A 19,773-nucleotide genomic window follows, 5' to 3' on the forward strand; every position below is an offset into this window, starting at 1 on the left:
CCAGCCTCCAGCCTCCAGCCTCCAGCCTCCAGCCTCCAGCCTCCAGCCTCCAGCCTCCAGCCTCCAGCCTCCAGCCTCCAGCCTCCAGCCTCCAGCCTCCAGCCTCCAGCCTCCAGCCTCCAGCCTCTAGCTTTTAGCCAGACGCAGCGCATTGAGCACCACCAGCAGCGAACTGAAGGACATGCCCAGGGCGGCCCAGAGCGGGGTGATCCAGCCCAGGGCGGCGAACGGCAGCACCAGGCCATTGTACAGCCCGGCCCAGGCCAGGTTCTCGATGATGATGGTGCGGGTGCGTCTGGCCAGGTGCAGGGCGTCGACCAGGCTGCCCAGGCGGTTGCTCAGCAGCACCGCGTCGGCGCTGGTCTTGGCCAGGTCGCTGGCACTGCCCATGGCCACGCTGATGTCGGCGGCGGCGAGCACGGGGACGTCGTTGACGCCATCGCCGAGCATCAGCACGCGGCGACCCTGTTCGTGCAGCTCGCGCAGAACGGCGAGCTTGGCGTCCGGGGTGAGGCCGCCGCGGGCCTGCTCGATACCCAGTTGGCGGGCCACTTCGGCGACCATCGGCGAGCTGTCGCCGGACAGCAGCAGCACCTGCCAGCCGCGTTCCCGGCAGGCGTCGAGCAGCGCGGGCGCATCGTCGCGCAGGCGATCGTCGAGCACGAACCAGGCCAGCGGGCCATGGTCGTCGCCGAGCAGCAGCCATTGGCCCTGGTCGCCGGGGATGGCGGGTGCCGGCTGGCCGCTCAGTTGGCTGACGAACTCCGCCTGACCGATGCGCAGCAGGCGTCCACCGACCTTGCCCTGCAGGCCTAGGCCCGGTTGGTTGTCGACCTGTTCGGCGGCCTGCGCCGGCTGGCCGAAGGCGCGGGCGATGGGGTGTTCCGAGCGGCTCTCGAGGGCGGCGGCGAGGGCCAGGCAGGCATCGCCGTCGAGTTCGCCGAGGGGGTGGATGGCGCTGAGGGTCAGGCGTCCCTCGGTGAGGGTGCCGGTCTTGTCGAAGATCACCGTATCGATCTGGTTGAGGCCTTCGAGCACGTGGCCGCGGGTCAGCAGCAGGCCTTTTCTGTGCAGGGCGCCGGTCGCCGCGGTCAGGGCGGTCGGTGTGGCCAGGGCCAGGGCGCAGGGGCAGGTGGCGACCAGCAGCGCCAGCACCACCCAGAAGGCCCGCGCGGGATCCAGTTGCCACCAGGCCAGGCCGACCAGGGTGGCGACCACCAGCACGATGAGCAGGAACCACTGCGCCACCCGGTCGGCGATTTCCGCCAGGCGCGGTTTGTCGCTCTGCGCCCGTTCCAGCAGGCGCACGATGGCCGACAGCCGGGTGGCGTCGCCGAGGGCCTGCACCTCGACGGTCAGGGCGCCTTCGACATTCAGGGTGCCGGCGGTAACCGGGTCGCCGATGCCACGGGGCTGGGGCAGGTACTCGCCGGTGAGCAGCGATTCGTCGACGCTGGAGTGGCCGGCGACGATACGCCCATCGGCCGGCAGCAGGGCGCCCGGGGGCACCAGCACCTGGTCGCCGCAGCGCAGTTCGCTGAGCAGGATGCGCTGGCTGTGCCGCTGTTCGTCCAGGCGCAGGCACGAGGCCGGCAGCAGCTTGACCAGTTGCGCGGTGGCCGCGGCGGTGCGCTCGCGGGCGCGGCGTTCCAGGTAGCGGCCGCTGAGCAGGAACAGGGCGAACATGCCCACGGCATCGAAATACAGTTCGCCGCTGCCGCTGAGGGTGGACCAGATGCCGGCGGCATAGGCGCCGCCGATGGCCAGGGACACGGACAGGTCCATGCTCAGATGGCGGGTGCGCACATCGCGCAGGGCGCCGCGGAAGAACTGACCGCAGCAGTAGAAGACGATCGGCGTGGTGAGGAACAGGCTGACCCAGCGCAGGATACTGTCCAGCTCGGGGCTCAGGTCGATGTTGAATTCCGGCCAGGTGGCCATGCTCGCCATCATCACCTGCATCCACAGCAGCCCGGCGACGCCCAGCTCGCGCATGGCGCGGCGGTTTTCCCGGGTCAGTTGTTCGGCGGCGGCGTCGGCCTGCCAGGGGTGGGCGGCGTAGCCGATCCGGCGAACCTCGCCGAGCAACTGGCTGAGTGGCAGCTGCGCGTCGGCCCAGCGGATCTGCAGGCGATGGCTGGACAGGTTGAGCCGGGCTTCGGCCACCGCGGGCAGGCTGCGCAGGTGGCGCTCGATCAACCAGGCGCAGGCGGCGCAGCTGATGCCTTCGATCAGCAGGCAGGTCTCGCTCAGTTCGCCCTGGTGCGCGACGAAGGGTCGCTGCACGTCGGCACGGTCGTACAGCGCCAGTTCATCGGGCAGCGGCTGGGGCAGCTGTTGCGGGTTGTTGGCGGTATCGCTGCGGTGCCGGTAGTAGTGCTCCAGGCCGCCTTCGACGATGGCTTCGGCCACCGCCTGGCAGCCCGGACAGCACAGCGCCCGCGACTCGCCGAGGATGCGTGCCTGGAAGCGCCCGCCGGCGGGTACCGGCAGGCCACAGTGGTAGCAGGGCGTCGGTGTGGCCGCGGTCGAGGCCGCCGGCGCGGTCAGTGAGACGTCGATCAGTATTCGTCCCCGAGCAGGATGGTCTTGCTCTGTTCCAGGGTTTCTTCTTCGAACAGGCGCCAGTCCTGCCCGCCTTCCTGGCCGATCAGCTCGACGAAGCGCCGGCCTTGCACGCTGTCCTGCAGGTGGCCGCGGTACAGGCCGTTCGGCTGGCGCTGCAGGACCACGCGGCGATCGCGTTCCGGCTGGGTCGGCGACACCAGGTTGAGCACCAGTTGCTGCGGGCCGCTGTTGCCTTGCAGCTGCAGTTCGGCGACGCCGCTGTCGTCATGCAGTTGCAGGGTGGCGCGCAGTTGCAGGCGCTCGGCCAGGTTTTCGCGCTCCAGGGACTGGTTGATGCCCTTGCCGACATCGTAGTAGTCGTCGGAGATCAGGCCGGGCGGGTTGCGCGTGGCGATGGTCAGCAGGGTCAGGCCCTGCACCACGGAGTAGCCGAGCAGGGCGATCAGGAACCAGGGCCAGAACTGCTTGTACCAGGGGGCGGGTTGTAGGTTTTCATTCATGGCTGGCCTGTTCCTGTACTGTTGTTGGAGCACGGGCGTAGGGTGGATCGGGGCGCGTAGCCAACGCTCTTTTTGTCCACCATGGGGATTGCAGAGTGGTGGACGGGTGAAGCGTCGTCCACCCTACGGAAAATTGCTTCACTCCTAGCGTACGCTGGGGCCGATGAAGCGGCTGGAAGCGTCATTATGGATGCTCTCGTCATCCGTGGCGCGGATGCGGAAGGTGATTTCATTGGCGCTCGACGGCAGGTTCTGCGGGTCGATCGACAGCTCCACCGGCACCGCCAGCACTTCGCCGGCCAGGGCGCGGACCTCGCGGCGGCCTTCGTAGACCAGGCCCGGCAGGCCGTCGGCCTCGATGCGGTAGACGATATCGTGCTGGGCCTTGTTCATGATCTTCAAGGTATAGACGTTCTCGATCCGGCCCTGCTCGTTTTCCCGGTAGAGCACGCGATCCTTGAGTACGTCCAGCTCGACCAGCGAGCGGTTGGTCACGGCCCAGGCGAACACGGCGATCATGGCCAGCAGGGCTACGGCGTAACCGATCAGGCGTGGGCGCAGCAGGCGGGTCTTCTGGCCGGAGAGGTTGTGCTCGGTGGTGTAGCTGATCAGGCCACGGGGATAGTGCATCTTGTCCATGATGCCGTCGCAGGCGTCGATGCATGCCGCGCAGCCGATGCATTCGATCTGCAGGCCGTCGCGGATGTCGATGCCGGTGGGGCAGACCTGGACGCACAGGGTGCAGTCGATGCAGTCGCCCAGGCCCTGGGCCTTGTAGTCGGCGTCTTTCCGGCGCGGCCCGCGACGCTCGCCGCGGCGCGGGTCGTAGGAGACGATCAGGGTGTCCTGGTCGAACATCACGCTCTGGAAGCGCGCGTAGGGGCACATGTAGATGCACACCTGTTCGCGCAGCCAGCCGGCATTGCCGTAGGTGGCCAGGGTGAAGAAACCGATCCAGAACAGCGCCCAGCCGCCGGCCTGGAAGCTGAGCAGGTCGCCGAGCAGTTCGCGGATCGGGCTGAAGTAGCCGACGAAGGTCAGCGCGGTGGCCAGCGACACCGCCAGCCAGATGCCGTGCTTGGCCAGCTTGCGCAGCAGTTTGCGCGGAGTCAGCGGCGACTTGTCCAGTTTCATGCGCTGGTTGCGGTCACCCTCGGTGACCTTCTCCGCCCACATGAAGATCCAGGTCCATACGCTTTGCGGGCAGGTGTAACCACACCAGACGCGGCCGGCGAACACGGTGATGAAGAACAGGCCGAAGGCGGCGATGATCAGCAGCGCCGAGAGCAGGACGAAGTCCTGGGGCCAGTAGGTGGCGCCGAAGATGTGGAACTTGCGCTCCGGCAGGTCCCACCATACGGCCTGATGGCCGTTCCAGTTCAGCCAGACGGTGCCGAAGTACAGGGTGAACAGCAACGCCCCGCCGACCCGGCGCAGGTTGCGGTAGAGCCCGGTGAAGGCGCGGGTGTAGATCTTCGCACGACTGGCATAGAGGTCGACGGCGTCGCCCTTGGCCGGGGCCGGGCTGACGTTCTTGACCGGGATCTGTTGGCTCATCGGTTCCTACCACAACGGTTGGTCGGGCTGTCCCGGCCGATACGTGCCGTCCGGGATCATGCTCGGGCGCTGTTCGCGGCGCCTCGAGCTGTAGCTGCTGCATGCCTGGCAGGGCGCCGTGTCGGGGGTATGGTACGCCCGCCAGCGTGGATCGGCATGCGACTGCCCCAGGCCCGTGCATCCTAGCCGCCTGGGTGGCGCCGCGTCCTGATCCAGGTCAGTGCCGCCGCTGTTGGCTCATTCGGACGCCTCCACATCGGGGCTCTGCGACAGGCTGTAGACGTAGGCGGCGAGCAGGTGCACCTTGTCGTTGCCGAGAAAGTCCTTCTGCGCCGGCATCTGGCCGTTGCGGCCATGGCGCAGGGTCTGCTGGATCTGCGCGAAGCTGGAGCCATAGAGCCAGACCCTGTCGGTCAGATTCGGCGCGCCGAGCGCCTGCATGCCCTGGCCTTCGGGGCCGTGACAGGCGGCGCAGGTGGTGGCGTAGATCTGCTCGCCGGCCGCCATGTCGAGCGGGATGTCGTCCGGATTGTTCAGGCCGGAAAGGCTGCGTACGTAGCCGGTGACGTTGCGGATGCCGTCCTCGCGCAGCACCTCGAGCCAGGCCGGCATCACGCCCTGGCGGCCCTGCATGATCGAGGTCTTGATGGTTTCCGGGTCGCCGCCGTAGAGCCAGTCGGCGTCGCTCAGGTTGGGAAAGCCGTAGGCGCCCTTGGCATCGGAGCCGTGGCACACCGAACAGTTGGAGGCGAACAGGCGGCCACCCATTTTCAGCGCCTGCTCGTCCTTGGCCACTTCGGCGATGGGCATGGCCGCATATCGGGCGAAGATCGGCCCGTACAGGGCATCGGCCCTAGCCATTTCCTTTTCCCACTGGTGCACGCTACTCCAGCCGTCGTTGCGCCGCTCGCCGGCGGCGACCTGCACATCGGTGGCGAAAGGCGTCCGCGCCTGGTTGTCCAGGTAGGCGTAGCCCGGCAGCAGGCCCCTGAAGTTGCCCAGGCCCGGGTAGAGCAGCAGGTAGACCAGGGCGAACAGCAGGGTGCCGACGAACAGCAGGAACCACCACCTGGGCAGCGGGTTGTCGTATTCCTCGATGCCGTCGAAGCTGTGCCCCACGGTCTGCTCGGTGTCGTTCGGGCGCTGGCCCTTGCGGGTGGCGAACAGCAGCCAGGCCATGGCCGCCAGGGTACCCAGCGACAGGAGGGCGACGTACCAGTTCCAGAATGTGCTCATCGCGGGTCGCGGTCCTCGTCGTCTGTGTCGGTTGGCTTCGGCTCGTCGGCGAAGGGCAGGTTGGCGGCGTCGTCGAAGCTCGATTTGCGCTTGCTGCTGTAGGCCCAGAGCACCACGGCGACGAAGGCGATGAATACCACCAGGGTGCCGATGCCGCGAATGGTGCCGATGTCGGTCAGGAAGGCTGGCATGGTGTTCACCGTTTGTTCTTGATCGTGGTGCCGAGCACCTGCAGGTAGGCGACCAGGGCGTCCATCTCGGTCTTGCCCTTCACCGCGTCGGCGGCGCCGGCGATGTCCGCGTCGCTGTAGGGCACGCCGAGAAAGCGCATGGCCTCGATCTTGGCGGCGGTTTCCTTGCCGTCCAGGGTGTTTTCCACCAGCCAGGGGTAGGCCGGCATCTTCGATTCCGGGACGACGTTGCGCGGGTTGTACAGGTGGGCGCGGTGCCACTCGTCCGAGTAGCGCCCGCCGACCCGGGCCAGGTCCGGGCCGGTGCGCTTGGAGCCCCACAGGAAGGGGTGGTCCCAGACGCTTTCGCCGGCCACCGAGTAGTGGCCGTAGCGTTCGGTTTCGGCGCGGAACGGGCGGATCATCTGCGAGTGGCAGCCGACGCAGCCTTCCTTGATGTAGACGTCGCGGCCTTCCAGCTGCAGCGCGGTGTAGGGCTGCATGCCCTCGATCGGCTGGTTGGTGAGGTCCTGGAAGAACAGCGGGACGATCTGGGTCAGGCCGCCGACGCTGACGGCGAGCACCATCAGCAGGGTCATCAGGCCGAGGTTCTTTTCGATCAGTTCGTGCTTCATCAGTGCGTACTCCCGGTGCTGCCGTGGGCGGGAATCCGAGCGCCCGCGTCATGCTCGGCCGGCCTGCTGGCGCGCACGGTCTGCCAGGTGTTCCAGGCCATCAGCAGCATGCCGCTGAAGAAGATCGCCCCGCCGATCATGCGCACCACGTAGCCCGGATGGCTGGCCTCCAGGGCTTCGACGAAGGAGTAGGTGAGCGTACCGTCCTGGTTGACCGCGCGCCACATCAGGCCCTGGGTGATGCCGTTGACCCACATCGAGGCGATGTACAGCACGGTGCCGATGGTGGCCAGCCAGAAGTGCGCGTTGATCAGCGCCACGCTGTGCATCCGCTCGCGGCCATAGACCCTGGGGATCAGGTGGTACAGCGAGCCGATGGATATCATCGCCACCCAGCCGAGGGCGCCGGCATGGACGTGGCCGATGGTCCAGTCGGTGTAGTGGGACAGGGCGTTGACGGTCTTGATGGCCATCATCGGGCCTTCGAAGGTAGACATGCCGTAGAAGGCCAGGGACACCACCAGAAAGCGCAGGATCGGGTCGGTGCGCAGCTTATGCCAGGCGCCGGAGAGGGTCATCATGCCGTTGATCATGCCGCCCCAGCTGGGGGCGAGGAGGATGATCGACATGACCATGCCCAGCGACTGCGCCCAGTCCGGCAGCGCGGTGTAGTGCAGGTGGTGCGGGCCGGCCCAGATGTACAGGGTGATCAGCGCCCAGAAGTGGACCACGGACAGGCGATAGGAATAGATGGGACGCTCGGCCTGCTTGGGCACGAAGTAGTACATCATCCCCAGGAAGCCCGTGGTGAGGAAGAAGCCCACGGCGTTGTGCCCGTACCACCACTGGATCATCGCGTCGGTGGCACCGGCATAGGCCGAGTAGGATTTGAACAGGCTGACCGGCACGGCGGCGCTGTTGACGATGTGCAGCATGCCGGTGACCAGGATGAAGGCGCCGTAGAACCAGTTGCCGACATAGATGTGCCGGGTCTTGCGCTGGGCGACGGTGCCGAAGAACACCACCGCGTAGGTGACCCAGACGAGACCCAGGAGGATGTCGATCGGCCATTCCAGCTCGGCGTATTCCTTGGAACTGGTGTAGCCCAGCGGCAGGCTGAGCACCGCCAGCACGATCACCGCCTGCCAGCCCCAGAAGGTGAAGGCGGCCAGGCCGTCGGAAAACAGCCGGGCCTGGCAGGTGCGCTGCACCACGTAGTAGCTGGTGGCGAACAGGGCGCAACCGCCGAAGGCGAAGATCACCGCGTTGGTGTGCAGCGGGCGCAGGCGGCCGAAGCTCGTCCATTCCATGTCCAGGTTGAGCTGCGGCCAGACCAGTTGCGCGGCGATGAATACGCCGAGCGCCATGCCGATCACGCCCCAGACCACCGTCATGACGGCGAACTGGCGGACGACCTTGTAGTTGTACGCAGCCGGACTGCTGGCTGTGCTCATGCTGGGCTCCACGCTGGGTTGCGGCTATGGGGTTGCAGGCGGCGCGAGTATCCCCGACAGGCTTCGGCAGTGCAATGCGTGGGAAATGTGGTGCAAGCTTTCTGTCGGGCACGGCGTGCAGGTTGTGGTGCTGGCGGGGGACGGGAGAAAGGCGGTTACGGGGCGGCAGACGGAGGAGGTGTGACCCGTTGATCGGCGAGTGAAGTGATATCGGGGCGATTGCTTCCTGGGTATCGCTGCGCTCAACGCCAGGCTACGGATGCGCGCCTGGCTTTTGTAGCCCGGTTAGAGCGAAGCGAAACCCGGGATTGCTTCCTGGGTATCGCTGCGCTCAACACCAGGCTACGGATGGACGCCTGGCTTTGTAGCCCGGTTAGAGCGAAGCGAAACCCGGGATTGCTTCCTGGGTATCGCTGCGCTCAACGCCAGGCTACGGATGGACGCCTGGCTTTGTAGCCTGGGTAGAGCGGAGCGAAACCCAGGTGAGGGCACTCGGCTTATCGCTCCACTCGGGCCAAGGACTTACTCGGCGTTCGCCTCGCTATTGCCCTGGTTGCGGCTCAGGCTGAGCACGTAGGCCGCGAGCAGGTGCACCTTGTCGTTACCCAGGTACTGCTCCTGGGCCGGCATCTGGCCGTTGCGGCCGTAGCGGATGGTCTGCTGCAGCTGCGCCAGGCTGGAACCGTAGATCCAGCCGCCGGGATGGGTCAGGTCAGGCGCGCCGAGCAACGCCAGGCCGCTGCCGTCGGCGCCGTGGCAGGCCACGCAGGTGCTGGCGAACAACTGTTCGCCCTGGGCCAGGTCGGACTGGTCGCCCTCGGGCAACGGCAACTTGGCCAGGCCGTGGCGCACGTAGGCGGCGACGTTCTTCACGCCTGCGTCACCGAGTGCCTCGCCCCAGGCCGGCATGGTGCCGATGCGCCCGTGCAGGATGCTGGTCTTGATGCTTTCGGCGTCGCCGCCCCAGCGCCAGTGCTGATCCGTCAGGTTGGGAAAGCCCACCGCGCCCTTGGCATCCGAGCCATGGCAGATGGAGCAATAGGTGGCGAACAGGCGGCCGCCCATTTTCAACGCCTGCTCCTCCTGAGCCACCTGTTCCAGGGGCATGGCCGCGTACTTGGCGAAGATCGGCCCGTACAGCTCGTCGGCCTTGCTGACCTCGCGCTCCCACTGGGCGACCTGGGTCCAGCCGTCCTCGTAGCCCGGCAGCAGGCCCTTCCAGTTGCCCAGGCCCGGGTACAGGGCCAGGTAGGCCCCGGCGAAGACCAGGGTGCCGAGGAACAGCAGGAACCACCAGCGTGGCAGGGGGTTGTCGTATTCCTCGATGCCGTCGAAGGAGTGCCCCATGGTCTGATCGGTGATGTTCTTGCGCTCACCCTTGCGGGTGGCGAACAGCAGCCAGAACAATGCGACCAGGCTGCCGACCGTCAACAGCGTGATGTACCAGCTCCAGAAGGTGGTCATGGGGTGTCGCTCCTCGATGCAGCAGTCTTGGGTTCGTCGGCGAAGGGCAGTTTGGCGGCCTCGTCGAAGGCCTTGGCGCGTTTGCCGCTATAGGCCCACAGGGTCACGCAGGTGAATGCCGTGAACACCAGGATGGTGCCTATGCCGCGCACGAAGCCGATATCGATCATGTCGAAGAGCATGGTTCTACCTCTTGTTCTTCAAGGCAGTGCCGAGCACTTGCAGGTAAGCGACCAGGGCGTCCATCTCGGTCTTGCCCTTCACCGCGTCGGCGGCGCCGGCGATGTCCTCATCGCTGTAGGGCACGCCGAGAAAGCGCATGGCCTCGATCTTGGCGGCGGTTTCCTTGCCGTCCAGGGTGTTTTCCACCAGCCAGGGGTAGGCCGGCATCTTCGATTCCGGGACGACGTTGCGCGGGTTGTACAGGTGGGCGCGGTGCCACTCGTCCGAGTAGCGCCCGCCGACCCGCGCCAGGTCCGGGCCGGTGCGCTTGGAGCCCCACAGGAAGGGGTGGTCCCAGACGCTTTCGCCGGCCACCGAGTAGTGGCCGTAGCGCTCGGTTTCGGCGCGGAACGGGCGGATCATCTGCGAGTGGCAGCCGACGCAGCCTTCCTTGATGTAGACGTCGCGGCCTTCCAGCTGCAGCGCGGTGTAGGGCTGCATGCCGACCACCGGCTCGTTGACCACGTCCTGGAAGAACAGCGGGACGATCTGGGTCAGGCCGCCGATGCTGACGGCGAACACCATCAGCAGTGCCATCAGGCCGACGTTCTTCTCGACGATTTCGTGTTTCATCAGTGGGCTCCCTCTACCGAGAACTGCGCGGCCGCTTCCAGCTCGGCTGGTTTGCTTGCGCGCACGGTTTGCCAGGTGTTCCAGGCCATCAGCAGCATGCCGACGAAGAAGATCGCGCCGCCGATCATGCGCACCACGAAGCCCGGGTGGCTGGCCTCCAGCGCTTCGACGAAGGAGTAGGTGAGCGTGCCGTCCTGGTTGACCGCGCGCCACATCAGGCCCTGGGCGATGCCGTTGACCCACATCGAGGCGATGTACAGCACGGTGCCGATGGTGGCCAGCCAGAAGTGCGCGTTGATCAGGCCGATGCTGTACATCTGCTCACGACCGAAGACCTTGGGTATCAGGTGATACAGCGAGCCGATGGAGACCATGGCCACCCAGCCGAGGGCGCCGGCGTGGACGTGGCCGATGGTCCAGTCGGTGTAGTGGGACAGGGCGTTGACGGTCTTGATGGCCATCATCGGGCCTTCGAAGGTGGACATGCCATAGAAGGCCAGGGACACCACCAGAAAGCGCAGGATCGGGTCGGTGCGCAGCTTATGCCAGGCGCCGGAGAGGGTCATCATGCCGTTGATCATGCCGCCCCAGCTGGGTGCCAGCAGCACCAGGGACATCACCATGCCCAGGCTCTGCGCCCAGTCCGGCAGCGCGGTGTAGTGCAGGTGGTGCGGGCCGGCCCAGATGTACACGGTGATCAGCGCCCAGAAGTGCACGATCGACAGGCGATAGGAGTACACCGGGCGCCCGGCCTGCTTGGGCACGAAGTAGTACATCATGCCGAGGAAGCCGGCGGTGAGGAAGAAGCCCACGGCGTTGTGCCCGTACCACCACTGGATCATCGCATCGGTGGCGCCGGCATACAGCGAGTAGGACTTGGTCAGGGTCACCGGCACTTCCAGGTTGTTGACCACGTGCAGCAGGGCCACGGTGAGGATGAAGGCGCCGAAGAACCAGTTGCCGACGTAGATGTGGCTGACGTTGCGCTTGAAGATGGTGCCGAAGAAGACGATGGCGTAGCTGACCCAGACGACCGTGATCAGGATGTCGATCGGCCATTCCAGCTCGGCGTACTCCTTGGAGCTGGTGTAGCCCAGGGGCAGGGTGATGGCCGCCAGCAGGATCACCAGTTGCCAGCCCCAGAAGGTGAAGGCCGCCAGCTTGGGTGCGAACAGCGTGGTCTGCGAGGTGCGCTGTACGGCATAGTAGCTGGTGGCGAACAGGGCGCAGCCGCCGAAGGCGAAGATCACCGCGTTGGTGTGCAGTGGCCGCAGGCGGCCGAAGCTGGTCCAGGGCAGGTCGAAGTTGAGCGTCGGCCAGACGAGCTGAGCCGCGATGAGCACGCCGAGCCCCATCCCGACTATGCCCCACACCACCGTCATGATGGCGAATTGGCGAACCACCTTGTAGTTATAGGCGGAACTGGTTGTTGTGTTCATGTCTGGGTTTCCATCCACGGTTATGGGCAGATCATTCGAACCATTCAATCTAGCGCGGTCTTGCATAACCGCACTGGAAAAAAGGTTTTTATAAGCGAGGCAAGCATGAGCAAAGGGCAATGTGCCGGTATTGACGGGGATCAATGCGCGCAGGGGCAGCAGCACGCGGGGCTGCTCTGGGAGCGGCCGGCCGGCGGCAGCGTGGCGACGCTGATTCTCGCCCACGGCGCCGGTGCGCCGATGGACAGTGAATTCATGAGCCTGATGGCGCAGAAGCTCGCCGCCCGTGGCGTCACGCTGGTGCGCTTCGAGTTCGCCTACATGGCCGCGCGCCGGGTGGATGGCAGGAAACGCCCACCCAATCCCCAGGCGCGACTGCTGGAACAGTGGCGCGAGGTGCATGCCGCCGTGCGACAACAGGTCGCTGGGCCGCTGGCCATCGGCGGCAAGTCCATGGGCGGGCGCATGGCCAGCATGCTGGCCGACGAACTGGCGGTCGACGGGCTGGTCTGCCTGGGGTATCCCTTCCATGCCATCGGCAAGGCGGACAAACCGCGGGTCGCCCATCTGGCCGACCTGCGCACGCCGACGCTGATCGTGCAGGGCGAGCGCGACGCCATGGGCGACCGCCACACGGTGGCCGGCTATCAGCTGTCCAGAGCCATCGAGCTGTGCTGGCTGGCCGCCGCCGATCACGACCTCAAGCCGCTGAAGGTCTCCGGCTACAGCCACGAGCAGCACCTGGACACGGCTGCCGATGCGGTGGCGGCGTTCCTGAGGCAAGCAGGGCCATGCCCCTGACCCTGCTGTCCATGGGCTTCGGCGCCATGCCCGGTCGCTGCGCAGGGCCTTGATCCTATACCTTGATGCGTTGAGAGCGACCGCCCATTGTGGGAGCCGCGCCCTCGCGGCGAATGGAGCAGGCGACGTGGATGTCGCGGTGTGTCGACCATCGATTCGCGCCAGGGGCGACGTTCCTACGCGGTTGCAGCAGGTATTCCGGTTGTCGCGTCTGAAGAGGCGATGGTGCCCGCATCAGTGCTTCAATCCAGCAGCCGCTGCCCGCAATGCAGGCAGTTGGGTGTCACGGGGTCGTGCCGGTCGCCGCTGACGCTATCGGATTTGTGATGGGGGGATTCGCCGCAACCCGGGCAGGCGTAGCGCTGCAGCGCCTGGTGCTGACGCTGCAGGCTGAGCGATACGCCAGCGATCAGCAGCGCCAGGGCGACGAGCAGCACGCCCTCGGGGCGGAACAGGGCGAGGGCGAACAGCGCGATGACCAGTACCGCGAGCAGCGATTCGAGAAAGTCGACGTGCCTTCTTGTACGGTTGTAGTGCTCCGGGGTCATGGCTGACGGGCTCCAGAGGTAGGCATGGCTGAATCCTGCCGCTGGCGGGGGCGTCTGGCAACCCCCGGGACCTTATCGGCGTGTTGCGTGTTCCTGCTCGCAGCGCTGCTGCAGGTCGCCCTCGCCATCGTTCAGCCCGGCATAGACCGCGCACGGCCAGGCCAAGCCGCCGTAATCCTCGTCCAGGTACCAGTACGGCGGCTCGGCCGCGCAGATCTGCAGGTGCTCGACCTGCCAGTGCCCCGCCGTGCGCTGTACCACCGCCCACAGCATCTTGTCCAGTTCTGGCTCGCAGCCGGTGGCTTTGGCCCAGTCCAGCGAGCGCCCAGCCGGGCCGACCAGCTCACCCACCAGCAGCGCCCAGTCGCCATCCTGATTGAGCCTGTCGACCTTGATCCGTACCGCCTGATTGGCCTGCTGCGCGGCGGCCGGGCGGATGGCGTCGAGGATCTGTTGGCGCTGGCTTGGGGCGGGACTCCCTGCCGAGACCGGGTTGTGCGCGAAGGCCAGCGCCGTGCCCAGGGCAAGGAGCGCAGGCGGGAATCGCCGGAGGCAGCTGCGCCGGTTACCGCGATTATCGAGTGTCGCCATGGCTCTACGCGCAGTCCTTCATCGTTCGGCGGATTATGCCCTTGGGGCGCCTTGTCCGCCTGTTTTCAACGATTGAACCGCGCCACCAGCGAATACTGCCCCTGGGCCGTGCTGGTCAGGGATTCGCTGAGCAGGGCGGTGCTATGGGCCTCGCCGGCGGTCTGGTTGGAGAGCTGGGCGATGGTGGAGATATTGCGGCTGATCTCGTCGGCCACGGCGCTCTGTTGTTCCGCGGCGGCGGCGATCTGGTCGGCCATTTCGGTGATATTGGCCACGGCGTCGCTGATGCCGGCCAGGGCGTGGTCGGCCTGCTGGACCCGTTCGACGCCTTCGTCGGCCTGTTTGCGGCCCATTTCCATGGTCAGCACCGCTTCATCGGCGGTGCGTTGCAGCTTGGCGATCAGTTCGTGGATCTGCCCGGTGGACTGGGCGGTGCGCTGGGCGAGGGAGCGCACTTCATCGGCGACCACGGCGAAGCCGCGGCCCATCTCGCCGGCGCGGGCGGCTTCGATGGCGGCGTTGAGGGCGAGCAGGTTGGTCTGGTCGGCGATGCCTTTGATCACGTCCACCACGCCGCCGATCTCGTTGCTGTCACGGGCCAGGCGGGTAACGGTTTCGCCGGTTTCGCCGACCGATACCGACAGGCGCTGGATCGCTTCGCGGGTTTCGCTGGCGATACTGCGGCCTTCGAGGGTCAGGCGGTTGGCTTCCTGGGTGGCGATGGCGGTGCGGGCCACGTTGTTGGCCACTTCCAGGGTGGTGGCGGCCATCTGGTTGACCGCCGTGGCGACCTGGTCGGTTTCCTCGCGCTGGCGCTGCAGGCCGGCCGAGCTGTTGTGGGCCAGGGCATCGGCCTGTTGGGCCTGTCTGGCGAGGTTCTCGGCGCTGTCCTGCAGGCGGGTCAGGCAGGTCTTGAGGCGTGCTTCCTGGCTGAGGATGGACATCTCCAGGCGCCCCTCGACACCGCGGCTGTCGGTATACATCTGGGCGATCAGCGGGTCGGAGGTGGTCTGCTCGGCCAGGCGCAACAGGCGCTTGATCCCCCGGTTCTGCCAGGCCAGGCCGAGCAGGCCGAGGGGCACCGAGAGTATCGCCGCGGCGATGAAACCCCAGTGGCTGTTGAGCCAGGCGCCGACCAGAAAACCGACCTGGCTGACCAGAATGAAGGGCAGCCAGGCCTGCAGCACCGGCAGCCAGCGATCACGCCCGGGCACCGCCGCCTTGCCGGCGTTGATGCGCTGGTAGAGTGCCTGGGCCCGGCCAACCTGCTCGGCCGTGGGTTTGCTGCGTACCGACTCGTAACCGGTGACCTGGCCGCCGTCGAGAATCGGGATCACGTAGGCATTGACCCAGTAATGGTCGCCGTTCTTGCAGCGGTTCTTGACGATGCCCATCCACGGCCGGCCATCCTTCAGGGTGTGCCACATGTGTTCGAACACGGCCGGCGGCACGTCGGGGTGACGCACCAGGTTGTGCGGTGCGCGTAGCAGTTCGTCGCGCCCGAAGCCGCTGATCTCGACGAAGGCGTCGTTGCAGTAGGTGATCTGGCCTTTGAGATCGGTGGTCGAAATCAAGCGTTGCTGTACCGGAAACGTCCGTTCGTTACCGCTGATCGGCTGGTTGTTACGCATGGCATCTACCCTGATGGTCTTTATCGTTGGCACGTGGCAGGGCAGCAGTGTAACCGGAATCGGAACGGGATCACATTTTGACGCCGGTAAAACGGCGATCCATTGGAGTTGCAACGCCAAGGTCGGGATGCCTGCGTTGACTGTGGCGACTCGGTAGGGTGGAAGACGCTTTTTCCTTCCACCGTCACACCGATAGACATCCATCGGCGCATTCCCGGGTATCGCTTCGCTCCACCCGGGCTACGGGCCGAGGGCCTGCAACCTGCAGCCGCCGCATCCTTGCGGCGACCATGCAGGTTGCCGATCAGTTGGCGATCAACTGACGCAGCACGTAATGCAGGATGCCACCGGCCTTGAAGTACTCGACCTCGTTGAGGGTGTCGATGCGGCACAGCACCTCGACGCTTTGCCGTTTGCCGTCGGTATGGGTGATTTCCAGGGTGAGCGGCATCAGCGGGCGTATCTCGACGCCATCCAGGCCCTTGATGCTGAGGGTTTCCCTGCCGCTCAGGCCGAGGCTCTTGCGGTCCGCTCCTGCGCTGAACTGCAGCGGCAGCACGCCCATGCCCACCAGGTTGGAGCGGTGGATCCGTTCGAAGCTCTCGGCGATCACCGCCTTGACCCCCAGCAGGTTGGTGCCCTTGGCCGCCCAGTCGCGGGAGGAGCCGGTGCCGTACTCCTTGCCGGCGATGACCACCAGCGGCGTGCCCTGCTGCTGGTAGCGCATGGCGGCGTCGTAGATGGCCAGTTTCTCGCCGCTGGGGACGTGCAGGGTATTGCCGCCTTCCTCGCCGTCGAGCATTTCGTTGCGGATGCGGATATTGGCGAAGGTGCCGCGCATCATCACTTCGTGGTTGCCGCGACGCGAGCCGTAGGAGTTGAAGTCCACCGGCTCCACGCCCTGCTCGCGCAGGTAGCGGCCGGCCGGGCTGTCGACCTTGATATTGCCGGCCGGGGAGATGTGGTCGGTGGTCACCGAGTCGCCGAGCAGGGCGAGGATGTTGGCGTCGTGCACGTCGCCGATGGGCGGCGGCGCATCGGCGATATCCTCGAAGAAGGGTGGGTGCTGGATATAGGTCGAGTCGGCCTGCCAGGCATAGGTATCCGACTGCGGCACCTCGATGGCCTGCCACTGTTCGTCACCCGCGAAGACCTCGGCGTACTCCTTGCGGAACATCGCGGTGTCGACCTGCTGCACCGCCTCGGCGATTTCCTGCTGGCTCGGCCAGATGTCGCGCAGGTACACCGGCTTGCCGTCGCGATCCTCGCCCAGGGGCTCGTCGGCGATGTTCACACGCACGCTGCCGGCCAGGGCATAGGCCACCACCAGCGGCGGCGAGGCCAGCCAGTTGGTTTTCACCAGCGGGTGCACGCGGCCTTCGAAGTTACGGTTGCCGGAGAGCACCGAGGCCACGGTCAGGTCGCCTTCCTGGATGGCTTTCTCGATCGGATCGGGCAGCGGCCCGGAGTTGCCGATGCAGGTGGTGCAGCCATAGCCGACCAAGTCGAAGCCGAGTGTGTCGAGGTATTCGGTCAGGCCGGCGGCGGCGAAGTACTCGGTCACCACCTTGGAACCGGGCGCCAGGGAGCTCTTGACCCAGGGTTTGCGTTGCAGGCCTTTCTCCACGGCCTTCTTCGCCAGCAGGCCGGCGGCCATCATCACGCTGGGGTTGGAGGTATTGGTGCAGGAGGTGATGGCGGCGATCACCACCGCCCCGTCGTTGAGGTTGTAGGTGTAGCCGTCGTGCTGGTATTCGATGCCGTTCTGCGCCGCGTTGCCCACGGCGACTCCGCCGCCGCCCTCGCTTTCCAGGCGGCTTTCTTCCTTGGCGGTCGGTTTCAGTTGCAGGCCGAGGAAGTCCTCGAACGCCTTGCTCACCTGGGGCAGGGCGACGCGGTCCTGCGGGCGTTTGGGCCCGGCCAGGCTGGCCTCGACACTGCTCATGTCGAGGGCCAGGCTGTCGCTGAATACCGGCTCGAAGCCGGCATGGCGCCACATGCCCTGGGCCTTGCAGTAGGCCTCGACCAGTTTCACCGTCGCTTCCGGACGACCGGAAAGGCGCAGATAGCCGAGGGTGATCTCGTCGACCGGGAAGAAACCGCAGGTGGCGCCGTATTCCGGGGCCATGTTGGCGATGGTGGCGCGATCCGCCAGGGGCAGGTCGGCCAGGCCGTCGCCGTAGAATTCGACGAACTTGCCGACCACGCCCTTCTTGCGCAGCATCTGGGTCACGGTCAGCACCAGGTCGGTGGCGGTGATGCCTTCCCTGAGTCGGCCGGTCAGCTTGAAGCCGATCACCTCGGGAATCAGCATCGACACCGGCTGGCCGAGCATGGCCGCCTCCGCTTCGATGCCGCCGACGCCCCAGCCGAGTACGCCGAGACCGTTGATCATGGTGGTGTGCGAGTCGGTGCCGACCAGGGTGTCGGGGTAGGCGTAGGTCACGCCGTCCTCTTCTTTCGTCCACACCGTGCGGCCGAGGTATTCCAGGTTGACCTGGTGGCAGATGCCGGTGCCCGGCGGCACCACGCTGAAGTTGTCGAAGGCGCTCTGGCCCCAGCGCAGGAAGGCGTAGCGCTCGCCGTTGCGCTGCATCTCGATATCGACGTTCTCGCCGAAGGCCGCGGGGCTGGCGAACTTGTCGACCATCACCGAGTGGTCGATCACCAGGTCCACCGGCGACAACGGGTTGATCTTCTGCGGGTCGCCACCGGCCTTGGCCATGGCATCGCGCATGGCTGCCAGGTCGACCACCGCCGGTACCCCGGTGAAGTCCTGCATCAGCACCCGGGCGGGGCGGTACTGGATCTCGCGGTCGGAGCGGCGTGCCTGCAGCCAGTCGCTCAGGGCCTGCAGATCCTGGCGGGTGACGGTCTTGTCGTCCTCCCAGCGCAGCAGGTTTTCCAGCAGGACTTTCAGCGATACCGGCAATCTGTCGATATCGCCGAGCTGCCTGGCCGCTTCGGGGAGGCTGAAGTACTCATAGCGCTTGCCCTCGACGTCCAGTGTGCGGCGGCAATTCAGGCTATCGATGGAAGACATCGTGCATCTCCTTGTGGCTTGCACGGTACAAGCCGGTCTGGTTATGGCAGAGTCTCTGCTGGCTCTGCTCGATGGTACCCGCGGCCCTCGTTGCGAGGCGGCCTGAAGGGCGCAAAGGGCCTGTTCAGCGGGCCCGGTGAATACCGGGATTCTGTGCACTGGACCGGGAGCAGGCGCCGAGGGTTCCAGTTTTCGCTATCATGCGCGGCTTGCGCCGAAACGGGAACACCCTCTGAGAGCCCCCATGAATACCCTGTTGCTGCACTGCCGTCCCGGTTTCGAGAGCGAGGTCTGCGCGGAAATCGCCGAACACGCCGCCCGCCTGGAGCTGGCCGGTTACGCCAAGGCCAGGCCCGATACCGCCTGCGCCGAATTCATCTGCAGCGACCCGGGCGGTGCCGAGCGACTCATGGCCGGGGTGCGCTTCAGTCAGTTGATCTTCGTGCGCCAGTGGGCCCGTGGCGGCTTCATCGAACTGCCGGAGAAGGATCGTATCAGCGTGTTGCTGGCGCATCTGGCCGCCTACCCGGCGTTCGGCAGCCTGTGGCTGGAGGTGCTGGATACCAATGACGGCAAGGAACTGTCGGGCTTCTGCAAGAAGTTCGAAGCGCCGCTGCGCAAGGCGTTGACGGCCGCCGGCAGGCTGGTCGAGGACGCGCGCAAGGCGCGCCTGTTGCTGACCTTCAGAAGTGGTCGCGAGGTCTTCGTCGGGGTCGCCGAAGCGAACAACTCGGCGCTGTGGCCCATGGGCATCCCGCGGCTCAAGTTTCCCCGCGAGGCACCCAGCCGTTCGACGCTCAAGCTCGAAGAGGCCTGGCATACCTTCATTCCCCGCGAGCAGTGGGACGAACGCCTGTCCGACGAGATGACCGCTGTCGATCTCGGCGCCGCGCCAGGCGGCTGGACCTACCAACTGGTGCGCCGCGGCATGCTGGTCACCGCCATCGACAACGGGCCGATGGCCGAGAGCCTGATGGACACCGGCCTGGTGCAGCACCTGATGGTCGACGGTTTCACCTGGAAGCCGAAACATCCGGTGGACTGGATGGTCTGTGACATCGTCGAGAAACCGGCGCGCAGTGCGGCGCTGCTGGAAGCCTGGATCGGCGAGGGCCACTGCCGCGAAGCGGTGGTCAACCTCAAGTTGCCGATGAAACAGCGCTATGCCGAGGTTCGACGCTTGCTCGAGCGCATCGCCGAGGGCTTTGCCGCGCGCAGGATCAAGGTCTCGATCGCCTGCAAGCAGCTCTACCACGACCGCGAGGAAGTCACCTGCCACCTGCGCCGTCTGAGCAAATAGGCGGGCCGCCGCCCGCCGTTACCAGAATCTGTTGCGGAGTC

General features: G+C 66.3%; 17 protein-coding genes. 2 read left to right on the top strand and 15 right to left on the bottom strand.

The genetic code is table 11. The features are described from left to right. Positions 1 to 126: 126 nt before the first annotated feature. From DNK34_RS20805 to ccoN (DNK34_RS20855), 11 genes are all read right to left on the bottom strand, one after another. The gene (locus tag DNK34_RS20805) at positions 127 to 2,562 is read right to left on the bottom strand and encodes a heavy metal translocating P-type ATPase (RefSeq protein WP_425273941.1); all 2,436 of its coding nucleotides are present in this window, start codon (positions 2,560 to 2,562) and stop codon (positions 127 to 129) included. Further along, on the bottom strand, positions 2,562 to 3,068 hold the full coding sequence (locus tag DNK34_RS20810) for a FixH family protein (RefSeq protein ID WP_131173702.1): 507 nt from the start codon (positions 3,066 to 3,068) through the stop codon (positions 2,562 to 2,564). Before DNK34_RS20810 ends, DNK34_RS20805 begins: the two co-directional genes overlap by 1 nt. Before the next feature lie 144 nt (positions 3,069 to 3,212). After that, complete coding sequence (ccoG, locus tag DNK34_RS20815; protein WP_131173701.1) at positions 3,213 to 4,625, bottom strand: cytochrome c oxidase accessory protein CcoG; 1,413 nt, start codon at positions 4,623 to 4,625, stop codon at positions 3,213 to 3,215. 237 nt (positions 4,626 to 4,862) lie between these two features. Then, entirely contained in the window at positions 4,863 to 5,861 is a 999-nt protein-coding gene (gene ccoP / locus DNK34_RS20820; protein WP_131173700.1) for a cytochrome-c oxidase, cbb3-type subunit III, read from the bottom strand. Continuing rightward, positions 5,858 to 6,052, bottom strand: coding sequence for a cbb3-type cytochrome oxidase subunit 3 (locus DNK34_RS20825; protein ID WP_131173885.1), 195 nt, complete (start codon positions 6,050 to 6,052; stop codon positions 5,858 to 5,860). Before DNK34_RS20825 ends, ccoP (DNK34_RS20820) begins: the two co-directional genes overlap by 4 nt. A gap of 5 nt (positions 6,053 to 6,057) precedes the next feature. Then, the gene (gene ccoO, locus DNK34_RS20830; protein ID WP_131173699.1) at positions 6,058 to 6,666 is read right to left on the bottom strand and encodes a cytochrome-c oxidase, cbb3-type subunit II; all 609 of its coding nucleotides are present in this window, start codon (positions 6,664 to 6,666) and stop codon (positions 6,058 to 6,060) included. After that, positions 6,666 to 8,120, bottom strand: a complete 1,455-nt coding sequence (gene ccoN, locus DNK34_RS20835; RefSeq protein ID WP_131173698.1) for a cytochrome-c oxidase, cbb3-type subunit I — start codon at positions 8,118 to 8,120, stop codon at positions 6,666 to 6,668. Before ccoN (DNK34_RS20835) ends, ccoO (DNK34_RS20830) begins: the two co-directional genes overlap by 1 nt. Positions 8,121 to 8,642: 522 nt before the next feature. Continuing rightward, positions 8,643 to 9,584, bottom strand: a complete 942-nt coding sequence (gene ccoP / locus DNK34_RS20840) for a cytochrome-c oxidase, cbb3-type subunit III (protein ID WP_131173697.1) — start codon at positions 9,582 to 9,584, stop codon at positions 8,643 to 8,645. Further along, positions 9,581 to 9,766, bottom strand: a complete 186-nt coding sequence (locus DNK34_RS20845) for a cbb3-type cytochrome oxidase subunit 3 (RefSeq protein WP_242675268.1) — start codon at positions 9,764 to 9,766, stop codon at positions 9,581 to 9,583. The genes ccoP (DNK34_RS20840) and DNK34_RS20845 overlap by 4 nt, the downstream gene beginning before the upstream one ends. 4 nt (positions 9,767 to 9,770) lie before the next feature. Continuing rightward, complete coding sequence (gene ccoO / locus DNK34_RS20850) at positions 9,771 to 10,379, bottom strand: cytochrome-c oxidase, cbb3-type subunit II (RefSeq protein WP_131173696.1); 609 nt, start codon at positions 10,377 to 10,379, stop codon at positions 9,771 to 9,773. Next, complete coding sequence (gene ccoN / locus DNK34_RS20855; RefSeq protein WP_131173695.1) at positions 10,379 to 11,818, bottom strand: cytochrome-c oxidase, cbb3-type subunit I; 1,440 nt, start codon at positions 11,816 to 11,818, stop codon at positions 10,379 to 10,381. Before ccoN (DNK34_RS20855) ends, ccoO (DNK34_RS20850) begins: the two co-directional genes overlap by 1 nt. A 105-nt stretch (positions 11,819 to 11,923) precedes the next feature. Here ccoN (DNK34_RS20855) and DNK34_RS20860 point away from each other — a divergent pair, with 105 nt between their 5' ends. Then, a complete protein-coding gene (locus DNK34_RS20860) occupies positions 11,924 to 12,619 on the top strand; it encodes an alpha/beta family hydrolase (protein ID WP_131173694.1) in 696 nt (231 codons plus the stop codon). A 242-nt stretch (positions 12,620 to 12,861) separates the two neighbouring features. Here DNK34_RS20860 and DNK34_RS20865 read toward each other — a convergent pair whose 3' ends face one another. The 4 genes from DNK34_RS20865 to acnA form a co-directional block, all read right to left on the bottom strand. Next, a complete protein-coding gene (locus DNK34_RS20865; RefSeq protein WP_131173693.1) occupies positions 12,862 to 13,167 on the bottom strand; it encodes a hypothetical protein in 306 nt (101 codons plus the stop codon). 72 nt (positions 13,168 to 13,239) lie between these two features. Then, a complete protein-coding gene (locus DNK34_RS20870) occupies positions 13,240 to 13,758 on the bottom strand; it encodes a hypothetical protein (RefSeq protein WP_131173692.1) in 519 nt (172 codons plus the stop codon). A 65-nt stretch (positions 13,759 to 13,823) separates the two neighbouring features. After that, positions 13,824 to 15,389, bottom strand: a complete 1,566-nt coding sequence (locus DNK34_RS20875; protein WP_131173691.1) for a methyl-accepting chemotaxis protein — start codon at positions 15,387 to 15,389, stop codon at positions 13,824 to 13,826. A 304-nt stretch (positions 15,390 to 15,693) separates the two neighbouring features. Then, the gene (gene acnA / locus DNK34_RS20880; RefSeq protein WP_131173690.1) at positions 15,694 to 18,432 is read right to left on the bottom strand and encodes an aconitate hydratase AcnA; all 2,739 of its coding nucleotides are present in this window, start codon (positions 18,430 to 18,432) and stop codon (positions 15,694 to 15,696) included. Positions 18,433 to 18,676: 244 nt separating this feature from the next. Between acnA and rlmM the strand changes: the two genes are divergently transcribed. Then, entirely contained in the window at positions 18,677 to 19,732 is a 1,056-nt protein-coding gene (rlmM, locus tag DNK34_RS20885) for a 23S rRNA (cytidine(2498)-2'-O)-methyltransferase RlmM (RefSeq protein WP_131173689.1), read from the top strand. Positions 19,733 to 19,773: the final 41 nt, after the last annotated feature.

Origin of the sequence: Phytopseudomonas dryadis (assembly GCF_004327355.1) — a bacterium.
GTDB classification, from domain to species: Bacteria; Pseudomonadota; Gammaproteobacteria; order Pseudomonadales; family Pseudomonadaceae; genus Aquipseudomonas; species Aquipseudomonas dryadis.

What these genes read in the sequence shown, in the direction of transcription:
- DNK34_RS20875 (WP_131173691.1), bottom strand. Translation starts at nt 15,389, where the DNA reads ATGCGTAACAACCAGCCGATCAGCGGTAACGAACGGACGTTTCCGGTA.
- ccoP (WP_131173697.1), bottom strand. Translation starts at nt 9,584, where the DNA reads ATGACCACCTTCTGGAGCTGGTACATCACGCTGTTGACGGTCGGCAGC.
- DNK34_RS20865 (WP_131173693.1), bottom strand. Translation starts at nt 13,167, where the DNA reads ATGACCCCGGAGCACTACAACCGTACAAGAAGGCACGTCGACTTTCTC.
- ccoP (WP_131173700.1), bottom strand. Translation starts at nt 5,861, where the DNA reads ATGAGCACATTCTGGAACTGGTACGTCGCCCTCCTGTCGCTGGGTACC.
- DNK34_RS20870 (WP_131173692.1), bottom strand. Translation starts at nt 13,758, where the DNA reads ATGGCGACACTCGATAATCGCGGTAACCGGCGCAGCTGCCTCCGGCGA.
- acnA (WP_131173690.1), bottom strand. Translation starts at nt 18,432, where the DNA reads ATGTCTTCCATCGATAGCCTGAATTGCCGCCGCACACTGGACGTCGAG.
- ccoG (WP_131173701.1), bottom strand. Translation starts at nt 4,625, where the DNA reads ATGAGCCAACAGATCCCGGTCAAGAACGTCAGCCCGGCCCCGGCCAAG.
- rlmM (WP_131173689.1), top strand. Translation starts at nt 18,677, where the DNA reads ATGAATACCCTGTTGCTGCACTGCCGTCCCGGTTTCGAGAGCGAGGTC.
- ccoN (WP_131173695.1), bottom strand. Translation starts at nt 11,818, where the DNA reads ATGAACACAACAACCAGTTCCGCCTATAACTACAAGGTGGTTCGCCAA.
- ccoO (WP_131173699.1), bottom strand. Translation starts at nt 6,666, where the DNA reads ATGAAGCACGAACTGATCGAAAAGAACCTCGGCCTGATGACCCTGCTG.
- ccoO (WP_131173696.1), bottom strand. Translation starts at nt 10,379, where the DNA reads ATGAAACACGAAATCGTCGAGAAGAACGTCGGCCTGATGGCACTGCTG.
- DNK34_RS20810 (WP_131173702.1), bottom strand. Translation starts at nt 3,068, where the DNA reads ATGAATGAAAACCTACAACCCGCCCCCTGGTACAAGCAGTTCTGGCCC.
- ccoN (WP_131173698.1), bottom strand. Translation starts at nt 8,120, where the DNA reads ATGAGCACAGCCAGCAGTCCGGCTGCGTACAACTACAAGGTCGTCCGC.
- DNK34_RS20860 (WP_131173694.1), top strand. Translation starts at nt 11,924, where the DNA reads ATGAGCAAAGGGCAATGTGCCGGTATTGACGGGGATCAATGCGCGCAG.
- DNK34_RS20845 (WP_242675268.1), bottom strand. Translation starts at nt 9,766, where the DNA reads ATGCTCTTCGACATGATCGATATCGGCTTCGTGCGCGGCATAGGCACC.
- DNK34_RS20825 (WP_131173885.1), bottom strand. Translation starts at nt 6,052, where the DNA reads ATGCCAGCCTTCCTGACCGACATCGGCACCATTCGCGGCATCGGCACC.